The sequence below is a fragment of the Pseudomonas putida group bacterium ESBL64 genome (assembly GCF_045277175.1).
Lineage (GTDB): Bacteria > Pseudomonadota > Gammaproteobacteria > Pseudomonadales > Pseudomonadaceae > Aquipseudomonas > Aquipseudomonas alloputida.
In genome coordinates this window covers 14977-38408 of the sequence record NZ_CP145799.1, presented here as the reverse complement: position 1 = coordinate 38408, position 23432 = coordinate 14977, and the positions used below count along the sequence as shown (strand labels likewise).

Sequence of the window (23432 nt, the reverse complement as noted above, 5' to 3'; positions counted from 1 at the left end):
GTCGATTAACTTTCAAGGCCCGCACGGCACAGCGCCAGGCCTGCTTCCAACAGGGCTGCACGGCGCCGGAGGGCGGCCTGCAGCCGAAATACTTTGTCAAACAACTACCCGCAACGCATTCGCCTCCTTTATTGAGGATCAATGTCGTTGAACTGGCAGTATTCCTCCCATTCCAGCCCCAGCGCCTCGGCCACTTCACGGTGCGTTTCCAGGCGCATGGCCTGCAACTGCTCCGGGGATTCAGCAATCAATTGCAGCGCCAGCTCCCAGGGCTCAATACCCTGCTCCTCGGCGGCATCCTCGAACGCCCACTCGATCTGCTGGGCCTGCTCACGCGCATCCAGCTCGCGGATCTCCTCGAGCAACTGCGGATTGGCTTCGGCAAAGCGCTGCAGCGCCAGGGCCTGACGGGCTTCTTTTGCAATCATCGTGATGTCCTTTGCCGGCCGAACAGGCCGGTGTTTCAACCGGCTGAAATCTAACAGCTTTTATTGGGGTGCCACCAGAGGATTACAAGGGGCAGGAGGTGTTTTGGCTGAGGCGCGGCTCATCACCGCTACGCAGACCCAAAACAAAAAGGCGCCCGATCTCACGATCAAGGCGCCTTTCAGGAATATGGGGTGGACGATGGGAATCGAACCCACGACAACTGGAATCACAATCCAGCGCTCTACCAACTGAGCTACGCCCACCATATTGCGGTCTTGCGGTACAACCTTACAGAAGCATGGTGCGGACGAAGAGACTCGAACTCTTACAGCTTGCGCCGCTGGAACCTAAATCCAGTGTGTCTACCAATTTCACCACGTCCGCGTAACGCTTAAAACAAAGGCGCCAGATGCTATCGAGGCGCCCTTGAAAAATATGGGGTGGACGATGGGAATCGAACCCACGACAACTGGAATCACAATCCAGCGCTCTACCAACTGAGCTACGCCCACCATATTGCATTACAACCTACTTGCTTGCCAAAGCTGCCTAATGGCGCACCCGGCAGGACTCGAACCTGCGACCATCCGCTTAGAAGGCGGATGCTCTATCCAGCTGAGCTACGGGCGCTTAAGCTTGAAGCCTAACCGAACGAGACGCTAACAAGGAACTGTTAAACCACTCATTCTGCCCGACTTAGCCAACCAGTGCTAGGCTGTGCCCGACAAGTGCGGCGAATCTTATAGTCGACCCCGAAAGTCGTCAACACCTTTTTCGAAAAAATTTAAATTATTTAAGGGGTTAGGGGATTTGCCCGACCACCCGCCTTTGCCCTTGGCCCATGTCGTGCGAGAATGCACGTTCTTTATTGTTCCTTCTCGATGGTTAATCACGCGTCTATGACTGCACACCTAATCGATGGCAAGGCTATCGCCGCCAGCCTGCGCCAGCAGATCGCTCAACGTGTCGTGGAGCGTCGCCAGCAAGGCCTGCGTACGCCGGGCCTGGCAGTGATCCTGGTCGGCACCGACCCCGCCTCCCAAGTCTATGTCTCGCACAAGCGCAAGGACTGCGAAGAGGTCGGCTTCATTTCGCAGGCTTTCGACCTGCCCAGCGAGACCACGCAACAAGCCCTGACCGAGCTGATCGACCGTCTCAATGACGACCCGGCCGTCGACGGCATCCTGTTGCAACTGCCGCTGCCGGCACACCTGGACGCCTCGTTGCTGCTCGAGCACATTCGCCCGGACAAGGATGTGGACGGCTTCCATCCGTACAACATCGGCCGCCTGGCCCAGCGTATTCCACTGCTGCGCCCGTGCACACCGAAAGGCATCATGACCCTGCTGGAAAGCACCGGCCAGGACCTGTACGGCATGAACGCGGTGATCGTCGGCGCGTCCAACATCGTTGGCCGCCCGATGGCCATGGAACTGCTGCTGGCCGGCTGCACCGTGACCGTCTGCCATCGCTTCACCAAGGACCTGGCCGGCCATGTCGGGCGTGCCGACCTGGTGGTCGTGGCTGCCGGCAAGCCGGGCCTGGTCAAGGGTGAGTGGGTCAAGGAAGGTGCCATCGTCATCGACGTGGGCATCAACCGCCAGGAAGACGGCAAGCTGGTCGGCGACGTGGTCTACGAGACTGCCCTGCCCCGCGCCGGCTGGATCACACCGGTGCCGGGCGGCGTCGGGCCGATGACCCGGGCGTGCCTGCTGGAGAACACGCTGTACGCGGCAGAAGAGCTGCACAAGTAATATCGCGTGATGCGAAAACGGCACCTATTGCAGGTGCCGTTTTTTTTGCCCGTGACAAATGACCTCTTCGCGGACGAGCCTGCTCTTGCAAGCGGTTGTCCGGCCCCCAGGGGGCGGGGGAAGCCACCACGGTGTTCAGCCGATCACTTCCTGGCCGCCTCCCAAGACTTCAGCAGTTCGTTGTAGCTGACGGTCTCGCCCATGGGCTTTTCGTTGGCCAGCTTGGCTTTCGGCGCACCCGGCTGGTCGAACCAGTACTGGGCGTCCTTCTCCGGATTCAGCTTGGGCGCACACGTCGCCTGGGCATTGGAGCGTTGCAGGCGCTCCATCATGCGGTCCTGGTCGCGGGCCAGCCCATCCAGGGCTTCCTGCGGGGTCTTTTCGCCACTGGCGACTTCGGCGATATGGCTCCACCACAATTGCGCCAACCGCGGGTAGTCCGGCACGTTGGTGCCGGTCGGCGTCCACTGCACCCGCGCCGGGCTGCGATAGAACTCCACCAGCCCACCGAGCTTGGGCGCCAACTCGGTCATGGCCTGGGAGTTGATGTCCGACTCACGAATCGGCGTCAGGCCGACGATGGTCTTTTTCAGCGATACGGTCTTTGAGGTGACGAACTGGGCGTACAGCCACGCCGCCAAGCGTTGCTTCTCGGGGGTGGACTTGAAGAAGGTCCACGAGCCGGTGTCCTGGTAGCCGAGTTTCATACCCTCTTCCCAGTATGGCCCCTTCGGTGAAGGCGCCATGCGCCACTTCGGCGTGCCGTCGGCATTCACAACCGGCAAGCCGGGCTTCGTCATGTCGGCGGTGAACGCGGTGTACCAGAATATCTGCTGGGCAATGTTGCCTTGCGCCGGCACAGGGCCGGCTTCGGAGAATGTCATGCCCTGCGCTTCCTTGGGGGCGTAGGCACGCATCCAGTCCACGTACTTCTGCGTGGCATAGACGGCGGCCGGCCCATTGGTATCGCCGCCGCGGGTCACGCTGGAACCCACCGGATGGCAGTCCTCCACGCGAATGCCCCATTCATCGACCGGCAAACCATTGGGCAGGCCCTTGTCGCCGCCGCCGGCCATCGAGAACCAGGCATCGGTGAAGCGCCAGCCCAGTGACGGGTCTTTCTTTCCGTAGTCCATGTGCCCGTAGACACGCTTGCCGTCGATCTCCTTGACGTCTTCGGTGAAGAACTTGGCAATGTCCTCGTACGCCGACCAGTTCACTGGCACCCCCAGTTCATAGCCGTACTTCTCTTTGAACCTGGCCTTCAACTCAGGCCGTTCGAACCAGTCGGCGCGGAACCAGTACAGGTTGGCGAACTGCTGGTCGGGCAGTTGGTAGACCTTGCCATCGGGCGCGGTGGTGAAGGAAATACCGATGAAGTCCTTCAGGTCGAGGGTCGGCGAGGTGTAGGCTTTGCCCTCGTTGGCCATCAGGTCGGTGATCGATTCCACTTTGCCGTAGCGAAAGTGCGTACCGATCAGGTCGGAGTCGTTGACCCAGCCGTCATAAATGTTCTTGTCCGACTGCATCTGCGTCTGCAGTTTTTCCACCACATCGCCTTCCTGCAGCAGGTCGTGGGTCAACTGGATGCCGGTGATCTCACTGAAAGCCTTGGCCAGCACCTTGGATTCGTATTCATGGGTGGTGATGGTTTCCGACACAACGTTGATCTTCATCCCGCGAAACGGCTCGGCTGCCTTGATGAACCACTGCAATTCGGCCAACTGCTGTTCGGGGGTAAGGGTCGAAGGCTTGAACTCGCTGCCGATCCATTTCTTTGCCGCCTCTTCGTACTGGTCGGCCCAGGCTGTGCCTTGCACGCTGGCCAGTACCAGCAACGCGGCCAGGGTCAAATGTCGCCTGTTGTGTTTATTGTCGAACATTGTGATCTCCCGTTTCAGTTATCCCACAGGGCCGCTTGCTCAGCCCCAGCGCAACACCACCACCAGCCACGCCAGCGACAGCAGCGAGGCCACCCACAATGGCCAGTCGCTGACACCGACCACCAGCAGGTGCAGGTAGGCGCTGGCCAGCAGGCCGATGAACAAACGATCGCCACGGCTGGTGACCAGCGGCAAAAAGCCCCGTCGCTCTACGCAGGGGCGACGCAGTTCAAGCAATGTCATGCCCAGCAGCAACAGGCCCACAGCGGCGAAGAACAGCGCTGTCGGCAGGGTCCAGGCCATCCACTCCATGCGTTGCCCTCCTCACACCCGGCCCAGGGCGAAGCCCTTGGCCACATGATTGCGCACGAACCAGATCACCAGCATGCCCGGCAAGATGGTCAGCACCCCCGCTGCCGCCAGCACACCCCAGTCGATGCCCGATGCCGACACCGTGCGGGTCATCACCGCGGCAATCGGCTTGGCATTCACCGAGGTCAGGGTGCGCGCCAGCAGCAGCTCGACCCAGGAGAACATGAAACAGAAAAACGCCGTGACGCCGATGCCCGAGCCAATCAGCGGTATGAAGATCTTCACGAAGAAGCGCGGAAAACTGTAGCCGTCGATGTAGGCGGTTTCGTCGATTTCCCTTGGCACGCCCGACATGAAACCCTCCAGGATCCACACCGCCAGCGGTACGTTGAACAGACAATGGGCCAGCGCCACGGCAATGTGGGTATCGAACAGCCCGATCGACGAGTACAACTGGAAAAACGGCAGCAGGAACACCGCCGGTGGCGCCATGCGGTTGGTCAGCAGCCAGAAGAACAGGTGGCGGTCGCCGAGAAAGCGGTAGCGCGAGAACGCATAGGCCGCGGGCAACGCCACGAGCAGTGAAATCAGCGTGTTCAGGCACACGTAGTACAGCGAGTTGATGTAGCCGCTGTACCAGCTGGCGTCGGTGAAGATCACTCGGTAGTTGTCGAGCGTGAACGCCTGCGGCCACAGGGTCAGGCCGCCAAGGATCTCGGCGTTGCTCTTGAACGACATGTTCAGCAACCAGTAGATCGGCACCAGCAGGAAGAAGAAGTACAGCAGCAGGGCCATTGATTTGCGTGTGCTCATGGCCTAGTCCTTGTCGGCATGGGTCATGGCGGTGTAGAACAGCCACGACACCAGCAGGATGATCAGGAAGTACACCAGTGAAAACGCTGCCGCCGGCCCCAGGTCGAACTGCCCTACGGCCATACGCGTGAGGGTCTGGCTGAGGAACGTGGTCGCATTGCCTGGCCCGCCGCCGGTCAGCACGAACGGCTCGGTGTAGATCATGAAACTGTCCATGAAGCGCAGCATCAACGCGATCACCAGCACGTTCTTGAGCTTGGGCAGCTGGATATGGCGAAACACCGCCCAGCCCGAGGCCCGATCGATGCGCGCGGCCTGGTAGTACACGTCGGGGATCGCACGCAGCCCCGAATAGCACAGCAAAGCCACCAACGAAGTCCAGTGCCACACATCCATCACCAGCACGGTGAGCCAGGCGTCGAATGGGTCACCGGCATAGTTGTAGCTGACCCCGAGCTTGGCCAGGGAAGCGCCGAGCAGGCCAATGTCGGCCCGGCCGAAAATCTGCCAGATAGTGCCGACCACGTTCCACGGGATCAGCAACGGGATAGCCATGACGATCAGGCACACCGAGGCCATACGGCCTTTGGTTGGCATGGCCAGGGCGATGCCTATACCCAACGGAATTTCGATCAGCAGTACACAGGCCGAGTAAATGAACTGGCGCAGCAATGCGTCGTGCAGCGCCGGGTCGCGCAGTACCTGGCGGTACCAGTCGGCACCGACGAAGTAGCGGCTGGACTGGTCGAAGATGTCTTGCACCGAGTAGTTGACCACCGTCATCATCGGCACCACCGCGCTGAACGCGACCAGCAGGAACACCGGCAGCACCAGCCACCAGGCCTTGTTGTTCGGCACCTTGTTGTTCATGGCCCGGTCTCCAGCAGCACATCGTCGACATACAGCATCAACCACTGCGCCGGCAGGCTGACCCAGGCCTGGTCCACAGGCAACGGGCGGTCCTCGCCCAGCCTCGCCTTGAGCGCGACACCGCCCAGTTCGAGGGTGACGATGCGATAGGTACCCAGGTCTTCGACGTCCAGCACCCGTGCCGGGTAGGCACCCTCGAACGGGCTGTCCCACAGCTGCACGAACTCCGGGCGAATGCCCAGCTGCAGCCGCCCGCCCGCCAATGCAGCCAGGCGCTCGCACAAGCCATCGGGCAGTACCAACTGGACATCGCCGAACACCACCGCGCCCGCCTCGGCACGCACGTCGATCAAGTTCATGCCCGGGCTACCGATGAAATAACCAACGAACGTATGCCGCGGTCGCTCGAACAGCTCGCGCGGCGTGCCGAACTGGACGATGCGTCCGCCGTGCATCACCGCGATCTTGTCGGCGAAGGTGGAGGCCTCCAACTGGTCGTGGGTGACGTAGATCATGGTGATATTGAACTGCTCATGAATCTGCTTCAGCTTGCGCCGCAGCTTCCACTTCAGATGCGGGTCGATCACCGTCAGCGGCTCGTCGAACAGGATCGCCGACACGTCATCGCGCACCAGGCCACGCCCCATGGAGACTTTCTGCTTTTCATCGGCGGTGAGGTTGCGTGCTTTCTTGCGCAACACGGCAGTCAGCTCGAGCACTTCGGCAATTTCTTCCACCCGGGCACGCACCCGGGCTTCATCGAGCCCCTGGTTGCGCAAGGGGAAGGCCAAGTTGTCGAACACCGTCATGGTGTCGTACACCACCGGGAACTGAAACACCTGGGCGATATTGCGCGCCTGCGGGGACAGCTGGTTGACCGGCTTGCCGTCGAACAGCACCTCGCCATGAGACGGCGTCAGCAGCCCGGAAATGATATTGAGCAAGGTCGACTTGCCGCAGCCCGACGGCCCGAGCAACGCATAGGCACCGCCCTGCTCCCACACATGTTCGAGTGCGTGCAGGGCATAGTCTGCCTCGCTGGCGGGCTGGCGGCTGTAACTATGCGCCAGCTGGCGCAGGCGGATTTCGGCCATCACCCTCTCCTCGTCTGGCGCAGCCCCGGGGCCTGCACCAACACCCCGGCGCTGTCGAAAACGAACAGCTTGTGCGTGGGGATGAACACGCGTATCGGCGTGTCCACCTGGTATTCGTGCACCCCGGGAAGGTGCAGCACCATGCGCCAGTATTCGTTGCGCACATGCAGAAATGTTTCTGACCCACTGATCTCGGCCAACTCCACCAGCACCGCCAGCTCCAGGTCATCGTCATGGGCCGGCACCAGCGCGATATGGCTGGGGCGCACGCCGAAGCGGTAGTCACCTTCGGCCAGCGGCTCCAGGTCGGCATTGCGGGCAAAGTGCACGGTCTGGGCCAGGCTCACCTCGTTACCCGTGATACGGCCAGACACCAGGTTGATCGGCGGCTCGGAAAACAGCTCGGCAGCCAGCACGCTGCTGGGGCGCTGATAGACCTCGGCGGTGGGCCCGCTCTGCACGATACGGCCTTCGTGCACAAGGGTGGTGGTGCCGCCCAGTGCCAGCGCCTCGTTGGGCTCGGTGGTGGCGTACACAGCAATGCAATGACGCGCCGCGAACAGCTCGCGCAGCTCCTGACGCAGGCCTTCGCGTAACTTGTAGTCGAGGTTGACCAATGGCTCGTCGAAGAGGATCAACGAGGCATCCTTGACCAGTGCCCTGGCCATCGCCGTGCGTTGCTGTTGGCCACCGGAGAGCTCCAGTGGCAGGCGTTGCAGGTAGGTTTCGATGCGCAGCATCTCGGCAGTTTCCTGCACCCGCCGTCGGATCTGGTCCTCGGCCATGCGCGCCTGGCGCAGCGGCGAGGCGATGTTTTCGTACACGCTCAAGGTCGGGTAATTGATGAATTGCTGATACACCATCGACACATTGCGCTGACGCACCGGCACACCGGTGACGTCCTGGCCATCCATCAGCACCCGCCCCCGGTCAGGACGGTCCAGCCCGGCCATCAGGCGCATCAGGCTGGTCTTGCCGGCCAGGGTGCGACCCAGCAGCACATTGAACGAGCCGGGCTCGAAACGCAGTGACGCATCGACGATCCACGGCTGGTTGTCGACGCTACGGCTGACCTGCTCCAGCACCAGGGACATGGCGTGGCCTTTTTGTGATTGTTGTCTGCCGGGTACAGCCAGTTCCGTGCCAGTCCTTGCCCGATGCTCTGGTTCGGGGCCTGGGTGGCAGCGCTGGCAAATCGCGGGTTCGCAAGTGAACACAATCACTGCACAACTGGACACTGGCCAGTTTGACAATGAACAGCCGTGAACAACACTGAACGGCGGTCGACCCATGACAACAATCACACAGGACAGGCCCGTGGCCGCATCCACTTCGACCCACACCCAACTGATCCAGGCTTCCTGGGACCGCTGCCGCGCCCACGGCCTGCAGCCGCAGCATGCGCCAGACTTTGACTGCCTGTCCCGCGCCGAGCTCAGCGCCCTGCTGGAGCGGCGCCAAAACCTGCTGCGCCTGACCCGCGAGGAAGTGCTACCGCACTATGCGCACCTCTTGGGTAACGCCAGCTACCTGGTGATGCTGGCCGATGCCAGTGGCTGCCTGCTCGACAGCTGGGGCTCGCGTCGTTTCATCGAACCGCGCCAGCACCATGGTTTCAGCGCCGGCGCCCATTGGCACGAGCGTGGCGTCGGCACCAATGCCCTGGGCACCACACTGATTTGCGCCGAAGCGGTTCACGTCGGCCAGGACGAACACTTCCTGCGCCAGAACCGCTACATGTCCAGCGCCGCCGCCCCCCTGTTCGACGCCGCACGGCAGCTGGTCGGAGTGCTCGACGTAGCCAGCGACGGCTACCTGCCGGCCAGCCAGACGCTTGGGCTGGTGCGCATGATGGGCCAGAGCCTGGAAAACCGCCTGATCCTCGCCGAACATGCTGACCAGCATGCACAACTGATCTTCAACAGCGCCTCCGACAACCTCGACAGCCCTTGGGCCGGCCTGCTGGTGTTCGATGAGCGCGGACAGGTGTTGGCTGCCAATCACCGGGCCGATAGCCTGCTCGGCGTAAACCCGCTGCAGCAAAACATCGAGCAACTGTTCCAGTTACCCCTGCAACAGCTGCTCAGCCATCCCCGACAACAGCCCTTCGCTCTGCAGGCCACCGGGCGCAACCGCTTTCACTGCCAGTGGCACCCCCCACGCGAAACCATTCGACGCCCCGAAGCCGGCAACGCCGAGCCGCGCCTGGAAAAAGCCTTGAAACAAGCCGGCCTGCTATTGGAGAAGGACATCCCGGTGTTGGTGGAGGGCGAAACAGGCGTAGGCAAAGAAGTGTTCGTCGACACCCTGCACCGGGCCAGCAGCCGCGCCAGGCAGCCGCTGGTCGCCGTAAACTGTGCGGCGATCCCGGCCGAACTGGTGGAGTCGGAACTGTTCGGCTATGACAAAGGCGCGTTCACCGGCGCCCACCACAAGGGCAACCCAGGGCTGATCCGCAAGGCCGACCACGGCATCCTGTTTCTGGATGAGATTGGCGACATGCCACTGCCCACCCAGGCCCGCCTGCTGCGCGTACTGCAGTCGCGCAGCATCCAGCCGCTGGGCAGTGGCGAACCGGTGCCGGTGGATATCCGCGTGGTGTCGGCGAGCAATCGCAACCTGGCCGAAGAAGTGCGCGCCGGGCGCTTTCGCCAGGACCTGTACTACCGCATCGCCGGCCTGACACTGGTGCTGCCTCCCCTGCGCGAACGCGCTGACCGGCGCCAGCTGATTGAGCAGGTGCATGCCCGCTACCGCGAGCCCGGGCAACCTGCGCGGCTGCCCCCGGCCATAATCGACCTGTTCGATCAACACCCCTGGCCGGGCAACCTGCGCGAACTGGTGAGTGTGCTACAGGTCGCGTTGGCCCTGGCGGCCAACGGGCCGGTCGGCGTCGAGCACCTTCCAGCGGGTTTTCTGGCCGAGTCGAAAACACCGGTGCCGATAGCGACTGAAGAGACGGACCTGCAGAGCCTGGTCGAGCAAGCCAATGGCAACCTGTCGGCGGTGGCCCGCCAACTGGGTATCAGCCGCACCACACTGTACAAGCGGTTGCGTGAGCGATGAATCGATTGACCCTGAAGCGCGCCGCACAGCAGGTTTTCGAAGCCACCCCTGATCGACAGCAGGTGGCGCCCCCGTGCAGGTCAAGACCACGGCCCGCTGATGAGCTTCAAGGGTCACGCCACTGCACTGGCTGCCGGTAGGCCTGTGCCCAGGCTTGCACGTCACTGGCGGGCATCGGCCGGGCGATGCAGTAACCCTGCGCCAGCTCGCAGCCCAGGCCCATCAGTACCCGACCGTGCTCGACACTCTCCAGCCCCTCGGCAATCACCTCGCGGCCAAACGCCCGCGCCAGGCCGATCACCGCCTCCGTCAGCGCCAGGTCGTCCTGGTCATGAAGGATGTCACGCACGAACGACTGGTCGATCTTGATCGTCTGGGTCGGCAAGCGTTTCAGGTAACTCAAGGACGAATAACCGGTGCCGAAATCGTCCAGCGAGAAACGCACACCCAGCGCACGGCAGGCATCCAGGCAGCGGCTGACATGCTGCAGGTTGTCGATGGCCACCGACTCGACGATTTCCAGGTCCAGCAGTGCCGGGTCCACCGCCGGGTACGCTGCCAGCAGCTGCTGCAGGCGCTCGGCAAAGTCATTGCGCTGCAAATGCCGCGCGGCGATATTCACGCTCAGCGACCAGGGCTGCCCTTGGCGCTGCCAGGCCTGCAACTGGCTCAACGCCTGCCCGATCACCCACTCGCCGATTTCGACGATCAGGTCGGTCTGCTCTACCCATGGCAGGAAATCGCCAGGCGGCACCACACCACGGCCTGGCCGCTGCCAGCGCAATAAGCCCTCGAAGCCCAGTACCTTGCCACTGCGCAGGTTGACCTTGGGCTGGTAGTAAAGACACAGCTCACCGTTGCGCAGCGCCCGGCGCACGCGCGCCACGGTCTGGTGGGTGGCCTTGAGCTCCTGTTCCTGCGACACGTCGAACAGATGGTAACGGTTGCGCCCGCGCTGCTTGGCCACATACATGGCCTGGTCGGCGTGGCGCACCAGGGTGTCGGCATCTTCGTCATCCTGCGGGTACAGGGTCACGCCGATACTGGCGCTGAGCGACAGTGTATGCTCACGCACCACACAGGGCGCCGCCAAGGCACGCAACACCCGCTGCAGGGCTGCATGCAGCTGGTGCTCATCATCGACATCGCGCAGGATCAGCACGAATTCGTCGCCCGACAGCCGCGCCACGGCATCCCCACCACGCAGGATACTCTTCAGGCGCTGCGCCACTTCCACCAGCAGCAGGTCACCCACGGCATGCCCGTAGCCGTCGTTGACCGCCTTGAAACCATCCAGGTCGAGCATGCACACCGCCAGCGAGATGCCTTCGCGGCGCGAGTAGGCCAGAGCCTGGTTCAGCAGGTCGGACAGGTAGGCGCGGTTGGGCAGGCCGGTGAGCACATCGTGACCCACCCGCCACTGCAAGGTATGCAGCAGCTGGCGCTTCTCCGTGACGTCAAAGCGGATCGACACATACTTGCGCACCTGGCCTGTCAGCGGATCGACCAGTGGCACCATGGTGCTGTCGACCCAGTACAACGAACCGTCCTTGGACCGGTTGCAGATTTCGCCCTTCCACACCCGCCCGGCGACCAAAGCCCGCCACATGCCGACAAAGAACGTCGGTTCATGCAGCCCGGAATTGAGGATGCGGTGGTTGGCCCCCAACAGTTCTTCACGGCTGTAGCCCGAGATGCTGCAGAACTGCTGATTGACGTAGGTGATGTTCCCACGCAGGTCGGTTTCCGAAAAGATTGCGGCCGCGTCCACGGCCGCGCGATAGTTATCATCCATAAAGCATCCTGCCTTAGCGGTTGAAGCGCTCCACCAGGGCGCGCAATCCGGCGCACACGTGTTCCAGTTCGGTACCGCGCGAGGCGGCGGCGTTGGCGCTGTGGGCGCTGTGCTGGGCGATACCGGCTACGCCGTTGATCTGCCGCGAAACATCTTCTGCCACCGCCGACTGCTGCTGCGAGGCGGTGGCCATCTGCTGGCTCATGTCGCTGATGCGCTGTACCGCGTCACGAATGCCATGCAGCGCCTGTCGGGCTTCCTGCACCTGGGCAACGCCTTGCTCGGCACCGTCGATGCCTCGGCTGGCGATCGCCACGGCTTCCTCGGCGCCACTGCGCAGGGCATCGATGATGGCCTGGATGTGCAGGGTGGACTGGCGGGTCTTGTCGGCCAATGCCCGGACCTCGTCGGCGACCACGGCAAAGCCCCGGCCCTGCTCGCCCGCACGGGCAGCCTCGATGGCGGCGTTGAGGGCCAGCAGGTTGGTTTGCTCGGCAATGCCGCGGATCATCCCGGCTGCCTCGGCGATGGCGCCGGTCTGACCCGCCAGGTGGCTGACCGCCTGGTTGATCTGCGTCACAGTGCTGGCCAGGTTACGAATGGCCGTGCCGCTGGCATCGGCCACCTGGCTACCTTGCTCGGCCAGCAGGTGCGCCGTGTGTGCCTCGGCGGCGGTCAACTGCACGTGGTTGGCGACTTCGCCAATGGAGGCGGCCATCTGGTTCATTGCAGTGGCGCTCAGGTCGGTTTCGGCACGCTGCTCCAGCAATGCCGCCTCGGTGCTGCGCGACAACTGCCCGGCATCGCGAGCGGCCACGGCCATTTGCCCGGCCAGATCGCTTAGCCGCGTCAATGCGGTTTTCAGGCGTGCCTCTTCGCTGATCAGCATCAGTTGCAACTGCCCGGCAGCACCCGACAGGTCGCTGTAGGTCAAGGCTGCAACCGGGTCGGCGAAGGCACCTTCGGCACCCTGCACAATCTGCTGCAGCTGCCGCCCGAGGGCATTGCGCGCCCATAGACCGCAGGCCACGAACAGCCCCACGGTCAGCCCCTGCCCCACCAGGCCAGGCCACAACTGATTGGCCCCCACCGCCAGCAGCCCACCGGCCAGTGGCAAGGCCAGGGCCTGCGTCAGCAAGCTCAGACGGCGCGGCGCCGACAATGCCGCCTGACCGTTGCGTAGCCGCGCATAGAGGGCTTCGGCACGGGCTACTTGCTCGCGCGTGGGGCATACGCGCACCGACTCGTAACCCACTACCCGCCCACCTTCGAGGATGGGCGTGACGTAGGCATTGACCCAGTAGTAGTCGCCGTTACGGCAGCGGTTCTTGACGATACCCATCCAGCTCTTGCCGGCTTTCAGGTAGCGCCACATCAACTCGTACACCGCCGGCGGCATGTCCGGGTGGCGCACCAGGTTGTGCGGGCTGCCGATCAGTTCGGCCTCGCTGTAGCCACTGATGGCGGCAAACTCAGGGTTGCAGTAGGTGATCAGGCTGGCGGTATCGGTAGCAGAAATCAGCCGCTGATCGGGGGGGAAACGTTGCTCGACCGGGGTTACCGGCAGGTTGAGGCGCACGATGAGACTCCATTCGATGACAAGCCGGTACCCAGTACATCGACGGCCATCGGAACCGATTCATGAGGATCCGTTCCAATGGGCAAAAGCGCTTCCTGCCGTTACGGCACGAGGCCGAACGGTACAAGGAAGGTGACGATGACTGACCGGTCAAGCCATGAATTCTACGAAATTCATCACATAAATAAAACAAAGGTGATCGATCATGGCGTTGCGCCACATTGATAGATATCGTTAAGTTCTTGATTCTAAATGGGAATTAAGCGATGACGAGATCAGCTTTGGGTATCGCCCTGCGCCGCTACCGCAAGCTGGCGGGCCTGACCCAGGCACAACTGGCTGAACGAACCGGCTTCGACCCCAAGACCATCAGCCGTTTCGAAACCAGCACCTATACCCCCAGCATCGATGCAATCATGGCGTTTGCCCAGGTGCTGGGCGTCAAGCCCAAGGACTTCTTCGCTGAACCGGACGACGAAGAGGAGCAGCGCGCCTACCTGTTCGGTGTCATCCACAACGCCCCACCCAAAGATCTTGGCAAGCTGATTGCAGCGGTGGATCAGGCACTGGCCAAGCCCTGAGCTATTTCAAGCGCCCCCTTTTACGGCACGCACCGAACTAGAGCATGGCAGGCTGGATTGCCCCACAACTGGTCAGACCGGTAAGGCCAAAAAACCTTGCAATCAGGTATTTTTCGCGCTTTTATGGCCTCGCGCTGAACAAACCGGTAAGACCACAATAATTAAGTCCTGCGCTCTTTCGCCCCGTGCGGCTACCGAAGCAAGGACACCGATCAGAGACTCCTCCCATGCTCAAATGGTGCTCGCGTTCGATTTTCCTGCAAGTCGTACTCGGCCTTGCCCTCGGCATCGCCTGCGGTCTGAGCTTCCCCGACCTCTCCCTGCAACTCAAACCCCTCGGCGACGGCTTCATCAAGCTGATCAAGATGCTCATCGGCCTGATCGTGTTCTGCGTGGTGGTCAGCGGCATTTCGGGTGCGGGTGACCTGAAAAAGGTCGGCCGCATCGGCCTGAAGTCGGTGATCTACTTCGAAGTGCTGACGACCCTGGCGCTGGTGATCGGCCTGGTGTTCGCCTTCACCAGTGGCATTGGCAGCGGTGCCAATATTCACCTGGATCAACTGTCCGCCGCCGATGCCAACGGCTTGGCCGAGCGCGGCCAGCACATCCATGGCGCCACGGCGTTCTTCATGGACCTGATCCCCACCTCGGTGATCGGTGCCTTCGCCGACAACAACATTCTTCAGGTGCTGCTGTTCTCGGTGCTGTTCGGCAGCGCGCTGAACCTGGTGGGTGACTCGGCCGCCGGCATTTCGCGACTGATCAACGAACTGAGCCATGTGATCTTCCGCATCATGGGCATGATCGTGCGCCTGGCGCCGATCGGCGTGTTCGGCGCCATTGCCTTCACCACCAGCAAGTACGGCCTGGCGTCGCTGCAGCACCTGGGCGGGCTGGTGGCGCTGTTCTACCTGACCTGTGCCGGCTTCGTGCTGATCGTGCTGGGCACCGTCATGCGCCTGTCGGGCCTGAAGCTGCTGCCGTTGATCAAATACCTGCGTGAAGAGCTGACCATCGTCCTGGGCACCGCCTCTTCCGACGCCGTGCTGCCACAGATCATGCGCAAGCTTGAGCACCTGGGCATCGGCAGTTCGACGGTCGGCCTGGTGATCCCTACCGGCTACTCGTTCAACCTCGATGGTTTTTCCATCTACCTCACCCTGGCGATCGTGTTCATCGCCAACGCCACCGGCACGCCACTGGAAATGACCGACCTGCTGACCATCCTGCTGGTGTCGTTGGTGACTTCCAAGGGGGCTCACGGCATCCCAGGCTCGGCACTGGTGATTCTTGCCGCCACCCTGACTGCGGTACCGGCGATCCCTGTGGTAGGCCTGGTACTGGTGCTGGCGGTGGACTGGTTCATGGGTATCGGCCGGGCGTTGACCAACCTGATCGGCAACTGCGTGGCCACCGTGGCCATTGCCCGTTGGGAGAAGGACATTGACCTGGAGCGTGCGCAGAACGTGCTCGACGGCAAGCCTGGCTTTGCCCCCACGCCACGCAAGCAACCCAACGCCCATCAACAGGAATTCTGAGCGAACGTGGCCGGCATTGATGCCGGCCCTTCCAGGAGCGAAACGTGATCAGCTCATCAACCGTCGTCAACTCAGTGGTGGAAAAACTCCGCCAGGCCCTGGCCCGCGGCCAATGGCGCACTGGCGACATGCTGCCAGGCCAGCGCGAACTGGCCGAACAACTGGGCATCAGCCGCCCCAGCCTGCGCGAAGCGGTAACCGTGCTGGAAACACTGGGCCTGGTGCGCTCGCTACCCGGCAAGGGCGTATTGGTGCTGGATGCCGATGCCCAGGCGTCGGGCGTGGAAACCAGCGCAGCGGCCAGCCTGGCCGACGTGCTGGAACTGCGCTACACACTCGAACCGTTCATCGTCGGCCTGGTGGCGCAGTCGGCCAACAGCCAGGACATCGGCCAGTTGCGCCTGACCCTGATGGACATGCGCGAAGCGCTGGAGGCCGATGACAGCGAGGCCGGGGTCAAAGCCTACATTGCCTTCCATGAGGCGCTGTTCGCCCTGACCACCAACCCGATTTTCCAGAGCGTGGTGCAGCAGACCGGCAATGCCCTGAAGCAAAGCGCCGACATGCTGCGCAACTCGCCAGAGCACCTGGCCGCGCGGCTGAAGGAAAACGAAGCGGTGGTGCGCGCCATTCGCGAACGCAGCAGCGCCCAGGCCAGTGCCCAGATGCGTCAGCACATCGTGGCCGAAGGGCTGCGCATGGGCATCGCGCTGAATATCCCGGACGAACATCCACATCCATGACCTCAGGAGAGTGCCCATGAACGCCGCCCCCCACTTGCCTGCCCTGCTCGCGGCCGGCGAAACCCGCCTGTCGGCCGAGCAGATTTATCCGCGGCTGTTCGACGCCATTCTCGAACAGCGCCTGCCGCCGGGCAGTCTGTTGCCCGAACAGGCGCTGGGCCATGCCTTTGGTGTCAGCCGCACGGTGATCCGCCGCGTGCTGGGGCGCCTGTCCGACCAGCAGGTAGTGGTACAGCGCCCCAGCCACACCGCACATCTGGCTGCACCCGACCCAGACCAGGCACGTCAGGTGCTCAGTGCCCGTCGCCTGGCGGAAACCACGCTGATCACCCTGGCCGCGCAACGCGCCCGGCCGGCGCAGGTACGCCAGCTACGGCAACTGGTGGAGCGCGAGCGCCAGCACCATGAGCGTGGCGAACGCTGCGCAGCGATCCGCCTGGGCGGCGAGTTCCACCTGAAACTGGCGCAGGTGGCGGCCAATGCACCACTGGCGCGATTTCTCAATGGGCTGGTGCCGATGACCTCGCTGATCATCGCTCGCTACGAAACGCCGTGCTGCGATCACTGCGCGTGGGAAGAGCATGCGGCAATCATCGATGCCGTGGAGCAAGGTGATGCCGAAGCGGCGCTGGGGTTGATGCACAGGCACCTTGACCGTTTGGAAGAAAAGCTCGACCTGGAATAACCCGACCAAACGGACGCGATCGCTCCCACGCAGGCCGCGCTCACGCAACCATCTGCATCAGAGCGGATGCGGGCGATGGGCTGCACAGCAGCCCCAATAACCCCACCCTATACTTCGAGAACCCCCCCAGCCTCTACCAGGGAGGCGGTCGCGTGAGTTCTCGAGTCCTCCTGTTGCTCTGCCTTCTGCTGGCCCTCGGCGGTTGTGCGAGCAAGCGCCCCCCTGCCCCGCCGCCGCCCACAATACTCACCCCCGCGGCCTGGCAACGCATCGACCAGGAACTGATCGATGCCTCGGTCGGTGCCGCCGGCTCGGCCAACGACTATGCCCGGCGCTCCATGCGGGTGTGGAAGGAGCAAGTGCAGCAACGCACCGAAAGCGACTTCATCCCCTGGTTCACGGGTTACTGGACCCAGCAGTGGCTAACCCTCAAGGTGGCCTGGTACAAGCTCGACAGTGGCGAGGGGCGGGAACCGGCAGAAAAACGCCTGGCCCTGTACCTGCAGGAGCAGTATCACGCGCGGGTGATTGAGCCGGTAGCCGAGCAGATCAACCCCGAGGGCATCCGCGACCGCGCCTGCGAACTGTACCTGCAACTGCTCGGCCAGCAACTGCCGGCCATCATCAGCCGTTACAACGCGCCGCCCGAGCAGTTCAGCCAGCGCCTCAACCGTATCCCCGCCATCGCCCTGGGGCCACCGGATGCGCGCAATGCCAGCCTGTATCAGCTGCTGCGGGCCAAGTCACTGGACCAGCAACCGGCCTGGCAAGCCATGCGCCAGCACTTGCATCAACAGGCCAGCAAAGGCCCTGGCAGGACCGATGTCGGGCTCAACTCGGTGGCCACCCAGGCCAGCGAAAAGCTTGGCGCCACCCTGGCCCCACGCGGTATCGCCAGTGCCGTGGCATCGGCAGTGGGCAAGGTGGCAGGGGCGATGATTTCGATTGCTGCAGCCGGTTACGGGATGATGACCCATGACCGTGATCACCCGCAGATGGTCGAACAGCTGCGGGTGATCCTGAACGTGGCGTTGAACCAGGAATGGCAGGAGTTGATGGAGAACCGCCAGAGCGGGGCCATGGCGGGGGTCTATTACCTGTCGGGGCAGGTTGAGGACAGCTTGCTGGCCAGTGCGCCGCGGCCGGTGGAGCAGCAGGTCGAGCAGCAGCAGGCGCCTTTGATCATTCGCCTGCCACCTTAGTGGCGGCCTGTGCCGGCGTTTTCGCAGCGCAAGGCTGTATCAAGCTGTGGCAAGGGCAGCGCTTGGCAAGCCAAACACACGATCAAACGCCCAGTTGTAGGCAAAGGTGTAGCACGGCACCAGGATGATGAACGCCATATCCACCAGCAGCGCCTCCAGCAATGTCATGTCCAGCCACCAGGCAATCAGCGGAATCAAGTAAACCACCAGGGTCAACTGGAAGCCGATGGCATGCACCACCCGCCGTGCCACGCTGCGTCCCCGCTTGGCCTGGCGGCTCTCCCAGTACTCGAACAGGGTGTTGTAGATCAGGTTCCAGAGCATGGCGATGGTGGTGATCATCACCGCCAGCGGCCCGGTATGCGACGCCTGCGTATCTGACAGGTAGGCCAGCCCGAGGGTCGACATGCACAGCCCGATCAGTTCATAGAAAGTCACGTAGACCAGCTTGCGTTTCAATCCCTGCACCCAGGTTACCTCCAAAGACAAATAGCGACGGGGCGATCATGCTTCAACGCACTTGACAGCAAAAGTCAGCAGCTGTCAGATCAACTGACAGGAGGCTGCCATGAACTTTTCCAGCGACAACATCCAGCTGTTTCTGGCCGTGCTCGACCACGGTTCGTTTTCTTCCGCTGCGCGTGCCCTCAAGCGCGTGCCTTCAGCCGTGAGCATGGCCATTGGCAACCTTGAAGCAGAACTTGGCTACAGCCTGTTCGAACGTGGCCCGCGTGAAGTTCGCCCAACCGCACAGGCCTTGGCCCTGGAGCCACACGCCAGGCTGATTGCCGAACAACTCGGGCTGCTACAGGTTCATGCCCTGGAGTTGTCCCAAGGGCTGGAGAGCAGCCTGACCCTGGCGGTGGTACCCGACATCGATCACCGCCCGCTGCTGGCGGCCATCGCCAACCTCGGTGAGCGCCACCCCTTGCTGGACATTGCCCTGGTCAGCGCCCCGCAGGAAGAAGCCCTGCACTTGCTGGACAGCGGTCGTGCCGACCTCTGCGTAGCCTTTGCCGGCCTGCAGGTCGATGCCCGCCGCGGCTTCCAGCACATCGGCATGGAGTCGCTGGTAGCCACCCTGTCGCCGGCCCACCCGGCCTTGCGTGAGGGACGTATCCACTACCTTGAGGACCTGACCCAGGTGCGTCAGATTCTGGTGCGCAGCCGCGATCTGCCACTGGCTGACCCTCGCCCGCTGATCGGCGCCACACACTGGTCCACCGACAGCTTCGACCTGGCGCTGCAGATGGTTGAAGCTGGCTTGGGCTGGGGTGATCTGCCGTTGTCGCGGGTCGCGCCGCTGCTGGCCAGCGGGCGTCTGGTGCGCCTGGAGTTCCGCAATACACACAACGCGTTGCAACTGCCCGTGCATATCCTGTGGCGCAAACAACAGCCGCTGCAGCAAGCCGCACGCCTGCTGATCGAGCAGTTGGCTGACCCGTGACTGCCGTCCGTCGAAACGCCTGTAAGAAATTTCTCTAAGCACTTCAATCTTTTACCCCTCGAGCCGATATCTCGGTCGACAGGCCCCGCATCGCGTCATGAGCGCGCTGCGCCCTCCCCTCATTGGCTCAAGGTCTCGAAACATGAACCTGAAATTTCGCCACAAGATCCTGCTCAGCGCCTGCGGCGTCGTGGTCCTGGCATTTGCCCTGTTCACGCTCTACAACGACTACCTGCAACGCAATACCATCCGCCAGAATATCGAAGCCTCGGTGCAGCAGTCCGGTGCACTGACCGCCAGCAGTGTGCAGAACTGGATGAGCGGGCGCATTCTGGTGCTGGAGAACCTGGCCCAGGACATCGGCCAGCAAGGCGCCGGCGACACCTTGGCAGGGCTGATCGAGCAGCCGTCCTACACGCGTAATTTCCTGTTCACCTACCTGGGCCAGGCCAACGGCGAATTCACCCAGCGCCCGGATGCCCAGATGCCCGCCGGTTACGACCCGCGCCAGCGCCCTTGGTATGGCGCCGCCGCCAACGCCGGGCAGACCGTGCTGACCGCCCCGTACCAGGGGGCAGTCGGTGGCCTGATGGTGACCATCGCCACGCCGGTGAAGAGCAAGCGCAATGGCGAACTGATCGGTGTGGTCGGCGGTGACGTTACCCTCGACACCCTCGTCGAGATCATCAACTCGGTCGACTTCGGCGGCATCGGTCACGCCTTCCTGGCCGACGCCAATGGCCAGGTGATCGTCAGCCCGAACAAAGACCAGGTGATGAAGAACCTCAAGGACATCTACCCAGGCAGCAACCTGCGGGTTGCCGCCGGCATGCAGGATGTCACCCTCAACGGCCAGGACCGCATCATCTCGTTCGCCCCGGTGGCCGGCCTGCCTTCGGCGCAGTGGTACATCGGGCTGTCGATCGACAGGGACAAGGCCTATGCCGCGCTCAGCCAGTTCCGCACCTCGGCGATCATTGCCATGCTGATTGCCGTGGCCGCCATCGCCGGCCTGCTCGGCCTGCTGATTCCGGTGCTGATGAGCCCGCTGACCACCATGGGCCGCGCCATGCGCGACATCGCCGAGGGTGAAGGTGACCTTACCCGCCGCCTGGCCGTGCAGAACAAGGACGAGTTCGGCGAACTGGCTACCTCGTTCAACCGCTTTGTCGAGCGTATCCATGCCTCGATCAGCGAAGTGTCCTCGGCCACCCGCCTGGTGCATGATCTTTCGGAAAAAGTGGTCAGTGCGTCCAATGCGTCGATCAGCGGTTCTGAAGAACAGAGCATGCGCACCAACAGCGTCGCTGCGGCCATCAACGAACTGGGCGCCGCCACCCAGGAAATCGCCCGCAACGCCGCAGATGCTTCGCAACATGCCAGCGGTGCCAGCGAACAGGCGCACGGTGGCCGTGAAGTGGTTGAAGAAGCCATCAGCGCCATGACTGCCCTGTCGCAACGGATCAGCGAGTCGTGCGCGCAGATCGAAACGCTCAACGCCAGCACCGACGAAATCGGCAAGATCCTCGATGTGATCAAGGGCATTTCCCAGCAGACCAACCTGCTGGCACTGAACGCCGCCATCGAAGCGGCCCGTGCCGGTGAGGCCGGCCGTGGCTTTGCCGTGGTGGCCGACGAGGTGCGCAACCTGGCGCACCGTACCCAGGAGTCGGCGGAAGAAATCCACCGCATGATCACCAGCCTGCAGGTGGGCTCGCGCGAAGCGGTGCATACCATGAACACCAGCCAAGTCTCCAGCGAGCAGACCGTACAGGTGGCCAACCAGGCCGGCGAACGCCTGGCCAGCGTGACCCAGCGCATTGGCGAAATCGATGGCATGAACCAGTCGGTGGCGACAGCGACCGAAGAACAGACCGCCGTGGTCGAAAGCCTCAACCTGGACATCACCCAGATCAACGCCCTGAACCAGCAAGGGGTGGAGAACCTCAACGAGACCCTGCGCCATTGCGACCAGCTGGCCCAGCAGGCTGGGCGTTTGAAGCAGTTGGTGGGCAGCTTCAGGATTTAAACGCCGGGTTCAGGCGGCAACGGCCTATGCCTGTTGTCGCCTGTACCAGCCCCTTATGCAGCCACCGCCTTCGCAGCCCTGCCCCGCCGTACCCAGGCCAGCAATACCGCCGTCATCAGCACAAAGCCCAAGTAACCGAAGAACGGGTACACCTCACCCACCAGGCTGATGAACCCCACCAGGCTACAGCCGAACGCCACCACCCCGGTCACCACCGAGCCCCAGCGGAACTTCGTCGTGCCCGCCGGTAACAGCCGCGAGAGGAAGGAAAACAGCGTGCCCACCGCGGTGTTGACGATCATGCCGAAGATGATCAGGCACATCACCAGCCCCAGCAGTGGTGACACTTCGTTGGCAATCGACAGCATCGGCATCGGCTGGTCGGCCACACTGTCCAGGCGCGACAGCAGTCCTGCACTCATCACCAGCATCAGGCCGCCTAGCGCCGCACCACCGAGCAGGCCTCCCCACACCGCGGCTTTCTCGCCCTTGGCCGAACCGCCCAGAATGGCCAGGATCGGCGCACCCGCGACGATGTTATACGACACATACAAGAACGCCCCCAGCAGCCAATGGCGGGTGCCGGCCTGTTGCTGGCTGGCCACCTGATCGAGCACAGCAAAGCTCTGCTCGCGGGTGATCACGGCATACAGCGCTATTGCCGAAGCCACCAGGATCAGCAAGGGTGTGATGGCGCCAATTGCAAGTATCATCTTGCGCACGTCCAGGCACACGATACCGACTACCACCAGCGTCACCAGCACGCTGCCGGTCAGGGCCGGGATGCCGAACTGCTGCTCCAGCAAGGCACCACCACCGGCCAGCATGACCACGGTGACGGCGAACATGAAAAAGGTGATCAACCAGTCGACGAACATGCCCAGGTGACGGCCGCAGATGGCCAGGATCACATCCTTGTGCGAGGTGGCCTGCTGGCGATTGCCCAGCCCCGCCAACGCCATGCCGAGGAAGGTGAACAAGGCGGCGCTGACCAACGCGCCAGCCAACCCCCACACGCCGAAATCGACAAAGAACAACAACAGTTCCCGCCCTGAAGCGAACCCCGCCCCCACGATCACGCCGACAAATGCGCCGGCGATCTTCAGCTGCTCTTGCATGTGAACCTCTGGATTTATTGTTGTTTTGTCATCGCCGTCGCATACCGGTTGTAGGGGCGGCCTTGCAGCCCATCGCGACACAAGGCCGCCTCTACACGGGCTCTTTGCCCTGTCAGGCGTCGCCGACGAACGCCTGCACTTCTATCTCCACATCCACGCCCAGGGCCAACGCCGAAGCCACGGTGGAACGCACCGGTAGCGCCGCGCCGAAGAACGCCTTGTACACCTCGTTGAAGCCGGCGAAATGGCGCATGTCCGACAGCCAGACCGTGGCCTTCACCACCTGGTCGAGACGCGCGCCACAGGCCTCCAGGCTTTCGGCGATGCGCTCGCAGGCAGCACGGGTCTGGGTCTGGATATCACCGCGCACCACTTCGCCGCCAGCGCTCATCGGCACCTGCCCGGAGAGGAACAGAAAGCCACCGGCCTTTACGGCGCGGGAAAACGGGAACGGCAAGCTGCTGGGGAAACGCTGAATGTCATTGCTCATGGGA

General features: G+C 62.8%; 21 protein-coding genes, 4 tRNA genes and 2 pseudogenes. 10 read left to right on the top strand and 17 right to left on the bottom strand.

Translation table 11 applies throughout. From position 1 onward, the window contains the following. Positions 1–128 precede the first annotated feature (128 nt). The 5 genes from V6093_RS00195 to V6093_RS00175 all read right to left on the bottom strand — a co-directional run bounded on the left by V6093_RS00195 (position 129) and on the right by V6093_RS00175 (position 1059). The gene (locus V6093_RS00195; protein WP_003250236.1) at positions 129–428 is read right to left on the bottom strand and encodes a DUF6388 family protein; all 300 of its coding nucleotides are present in this window, start codon (positions 426–428) and stop codon (positions 129–131) included. A 188-nt stretch (positions 429–616) separates the two neighbouring features. After that, positions 617–692, bottom strand: a tRNA-His gene (locus V6093_RS00190). Positions 693–728: 36 nt separating this feature from the next. Further along, positions 729–813: transfer RNA gene (locus V6093_RS00185), tRNA-Leu, on the bottom strand. 52 nt (positions 814–865) lie between these two features. Next, positions 866–941, bottom strand: a tRNA-His gene (locus V6093_RS00180). Between the two features lie 41 nt (positions 942–982). Next, positions 983–1059 (bottom strand) — tRNA-Arg (locus V6093_RS00175). Positions 1060–1328: 269 nt separating this feature from the next. On the opposite strand from V6093_RS00175, the gene folD reads away from it, so the two are divergent. After that, on the top strand, positions 1329–2183 hold the full coding sequence (folD, locus tag V6093_RS00170; RefSeq protein ID WP_265978294.1) for a bifunctional methylenetetrahydrofolate dehydrogenase/methenyltetrahydrofolate cyclohydrolase FolD: 855 nt from the start codon (positions 1329–1331) through the stop codon (positions 2181–2183). A 143-nt stretch (positions 2184–2326) separates the two neighbouring features. Here the strand turns inward: folD and V6093_RS00165 are convergent, their stop codons facing one another. From V6093_RS00165 to V6093_RS00140, 6 genes are read right to left on the bottom strand one after another with little or no spacing between them, the layout of a single operon-like run. Continuing rightward, the gene (locus V6093_RS00165) at positions 2327–4066 is read right to left on the bottom strand and encodes an ABC transporter substrate-binding protein (RefSeq protein ID WP_003250232.1); all 1740 of its coding nucleotides are present in this window, start codon (positions 4064–4066) and stop codon (positions 2327–2329) included. A 39-nt stretch (positions 4067–4105) separates the two neighbouring features. Next, entirely contained in the window at positions 4106–4378 is a 273-nt protein-coding gene (locus tag V6093_RS00160; RefSeq protein WP_047604073.1) for a DUF2160 domain-containing protein, read from the bottom strand. Positions 4379–4390: 12 nt separating this feature from the next. Next, on the bottom strand, positions 4391–5191 hold the full coding sequence (locus V6093_RS00155) for a carbohydrate ABC transporter permease (RefSeq protein ID WP_003250228.1): 801 nt from the start codon (positions 5189–5191) through the stop codon (positions 4391–4393). A 3-nt stretch (positions 5192–5194) separates the two neighbouring features. Beyond that, positions 5195–6061 carry a carbohydrate ABC transporter permease gene (locus V6093_RS00150; RefSeq protein ID WP_003250226.1) on the bottom strand — a complete coding sequence of 289 codons (867 nt, stop codon included), beginning with the start codon at positions 6059–6061 and terminating at the stop codon, positions 5195–5197. Beyond that, positions 6058–7155: an ABC transporter ATP-binding protein gene (locus tag V6093_RS00145; protein WP_265978290.1), complete on the bottom strand. Its 1098-nt coding sequence runs from the start codon at positions 7153–7155 to the stop codon at positions 6058–6060. The genes V6093_RS00150 and V6093_RS00145 overlap by 4 nt, the downstream gene beginning before the upstream one ends. After that, positions 7155–8249, bottom strand: coding sequence for an ABC transporter ATP-binding protein (locus V6093_RS00140; RefSeq protein ID WP_129933830.1), 1095 nt, complete (start codon positions 8247–8249; stop codon positions 7155–7157). The genes V6093_RS00145 and V6093_RS00140 overlap by 1 nt, the downstream gene beginning before the upstream one ends. Positions 8250–8472: 223 nt before the next feature. Between V6093_RS00140 and V6093_RS00135 the strand changes: the two genes are divergently transcribed. Next, positions 8473–10221 carry a sigma-54-dependent Fis family transcriptional regulator gene (locus V6093_RS00135; RefSeq protein ID WP_265978284.1) on the top strand — a complete coding sequence of 583 codons (1749 nt, stop codon included), beginning with the start codon at positions 8473–8475 and terminating at the stop codon, positions 10219–10221. A 106-nt stretch (positions 10222–10327) separates the two neighbouring features. Here V6093_RS00135 and V6093_RS00130 read toward each other — a convergent pair whose 3' ends face one another. The 3 genes and pseudogenes from V6093_RS00130 to V6093_RS00120 all read right to left on the bottom strand — a co-directional run. Beyond that, complete coding sequence (locus V6093_RS00130; protein WP_003250219.1) at positions 10328–12016, bottom strand: bifunctional diguanylate cyclase/phosphodiesterase; 1689 nt, start codon at positions 12014–12016, stop codon at positions 10328–10330. Positions 12017–12029: 13 nt separating this feature from the next. After that, positions 12030–13106 (bottom strand): methyl-accepting chemotaxis protein, encoded by a 1077-nt coding sequence (locus V6093_RS00125; RefSeq protein WP_370626957.1) that lies wholly within the window; start codon positions 13104–13106, stop codon positions 12030–12032. Between the two features lie 159 nt (positions 13107–13265). Continuing rightward, positions 13266–13595: pseudogene (locus tag V6093_RS00120) on the bottom strand (PAS domain-containing protein); the annotation flags it as partial. A 266-nt stretch (positions 13596–13861) separates the two neighbouring features. Between V6093_RS00120 and V6093_RS00115 the strand changes: the two are divergent. The 5 genes from V6093_RS00115 to V6093_RS00095 all read left to right on the top strand — a co-directional run bounded on the left by V6093_RS00115 (position 13862) and on the right by V6093_RS00095 (position 18344). Continuing rightward, entirely contained in the window at positions 13862–14176 is a 315-nt protein-coding gene (locus tag V6093_RS00115) for a helix-turn-helix domain-containing protein (protein WP_003250216.1), read from the top strand. Between the two features lie 227 nt (positions 14177–14403). Further along, positions 14404–15714 carry a C4-dicarboxylate transporter DctA gene (locus V6093_RS00110; protein WP_012053078.1) on the top strand — a complete coding sequence of 437 codons (1311 nt, stop codon included), beginning with the start codon at positions 14404–14406 and terminating at the stop codon, positions 15712–15714. A gap of 44 nt (positions 15715–15758) precedes the next feature. Then, entirely contained in the window at positions 15759–16457 is a 699-nt protein-coding gene (locus V6093_RS00105; RefSeq protein ID WP_003250211.1) for a FadR/GntR family transcriptional regulator, read from the top strand. A gap of 16 nt (positions 16458–16473) precedes the next feature. Further along, positions 16474–17142: a GntR family transcriptional regulator gene (locus V6093_RS00100; protein ID WP_003250210.1), complete on the top strand. Its 669-nt coding sequence runs from the start codon at positions 16474–16476 to the stop codon at positions 17140–17142. 152 nt (positions 17143–17294) lie between these two features. After that, positions 17295–18344: a hypothetical protein gene (locus tag V6093_RS00095; protein WP_047604075.1), complete on the top strand. Its 1050-nt coding sequence runs from the start codon at positions 17295–17297 to the stop codon at positions 18342–18344. Positions 18345–18383: 39 nt separating this feature from the next. Here the strand turns inward: V6093_RS00095 and V6093_RS00090 are convergent, their stop codons facing one another. Further along, entirely contained in the window at positions 18384–18812 is a 429-nt protein-coding gene (locus V6093_RS00090) for a PACE efflux transporter (RefSeq protein ID WP_003250207.1), read from the bottom strand. Between the two features lie 100 nt (positions 18813–18912). On the opposite strand from V6093_RS00090, the gene V6093_RS00085 reads away from it, so the two are divergent. The 3 genes and pseudogenes from V6093_RS00085 (at position 18913) to V6093_RS00075 (ending at position 21820) form a co-directional block, all read left to right on the top strand. After that, entirely contained in the window at positions 18913–19791 is an 879-nt protein-coding gene (locus V6093_RS00085; RefSeq protein WP_047604077.1) for a LysR family transcriptional regulator, read from the top strand. Positions 19792–19888: 97 nt separating this feature from the next. Then, positions 19889–20965, top strand: a pseudogene (gene mcpA, locus V6093_RS00080) (methyl-accepting chemotaxis protein McpA); the annotation flags it as partial. Between the two features lie 114 nt (positions 20966–21079). After that, positions 21080–21820, top strand: coding sequence for a methyl-accepting chemotaxis protein (locus tag V6093_RS00075; protein ID WP_370290711.1), 741 nt, complete (start codon positions 21080–21082; stop codon positions 21818–21820). Between the two features lie 53 nt (positions 21821–21873). Here the strand turns inward: V6093_RS00075 and V6093_RS00070 are convergent, their stop codons facing one another. Further along, positions 21874–22938, bottom strand: coding sequence for a hypothetical protein (locus tag V6093_RS00070; RefSeq protein ID WP_274082909.1), 1065 nt, complete (start codon positions 22936–22938; stop codon positions 21874–21876). A 112-nt stretch (positions 22939–23050) separates the two neighbouring features. Next, complete coding sequence (locus V6093_RS00065; RefSeq protein ID WP_003250199.1) at positions 23051–23428, bottom strand: RidA family protein; 378 nt, start codon at positions 23426–23428, stop codon at positions 23051–23053. Between the last annotated feature and the right edge of the window lie 4 nt (positions 23429–23432).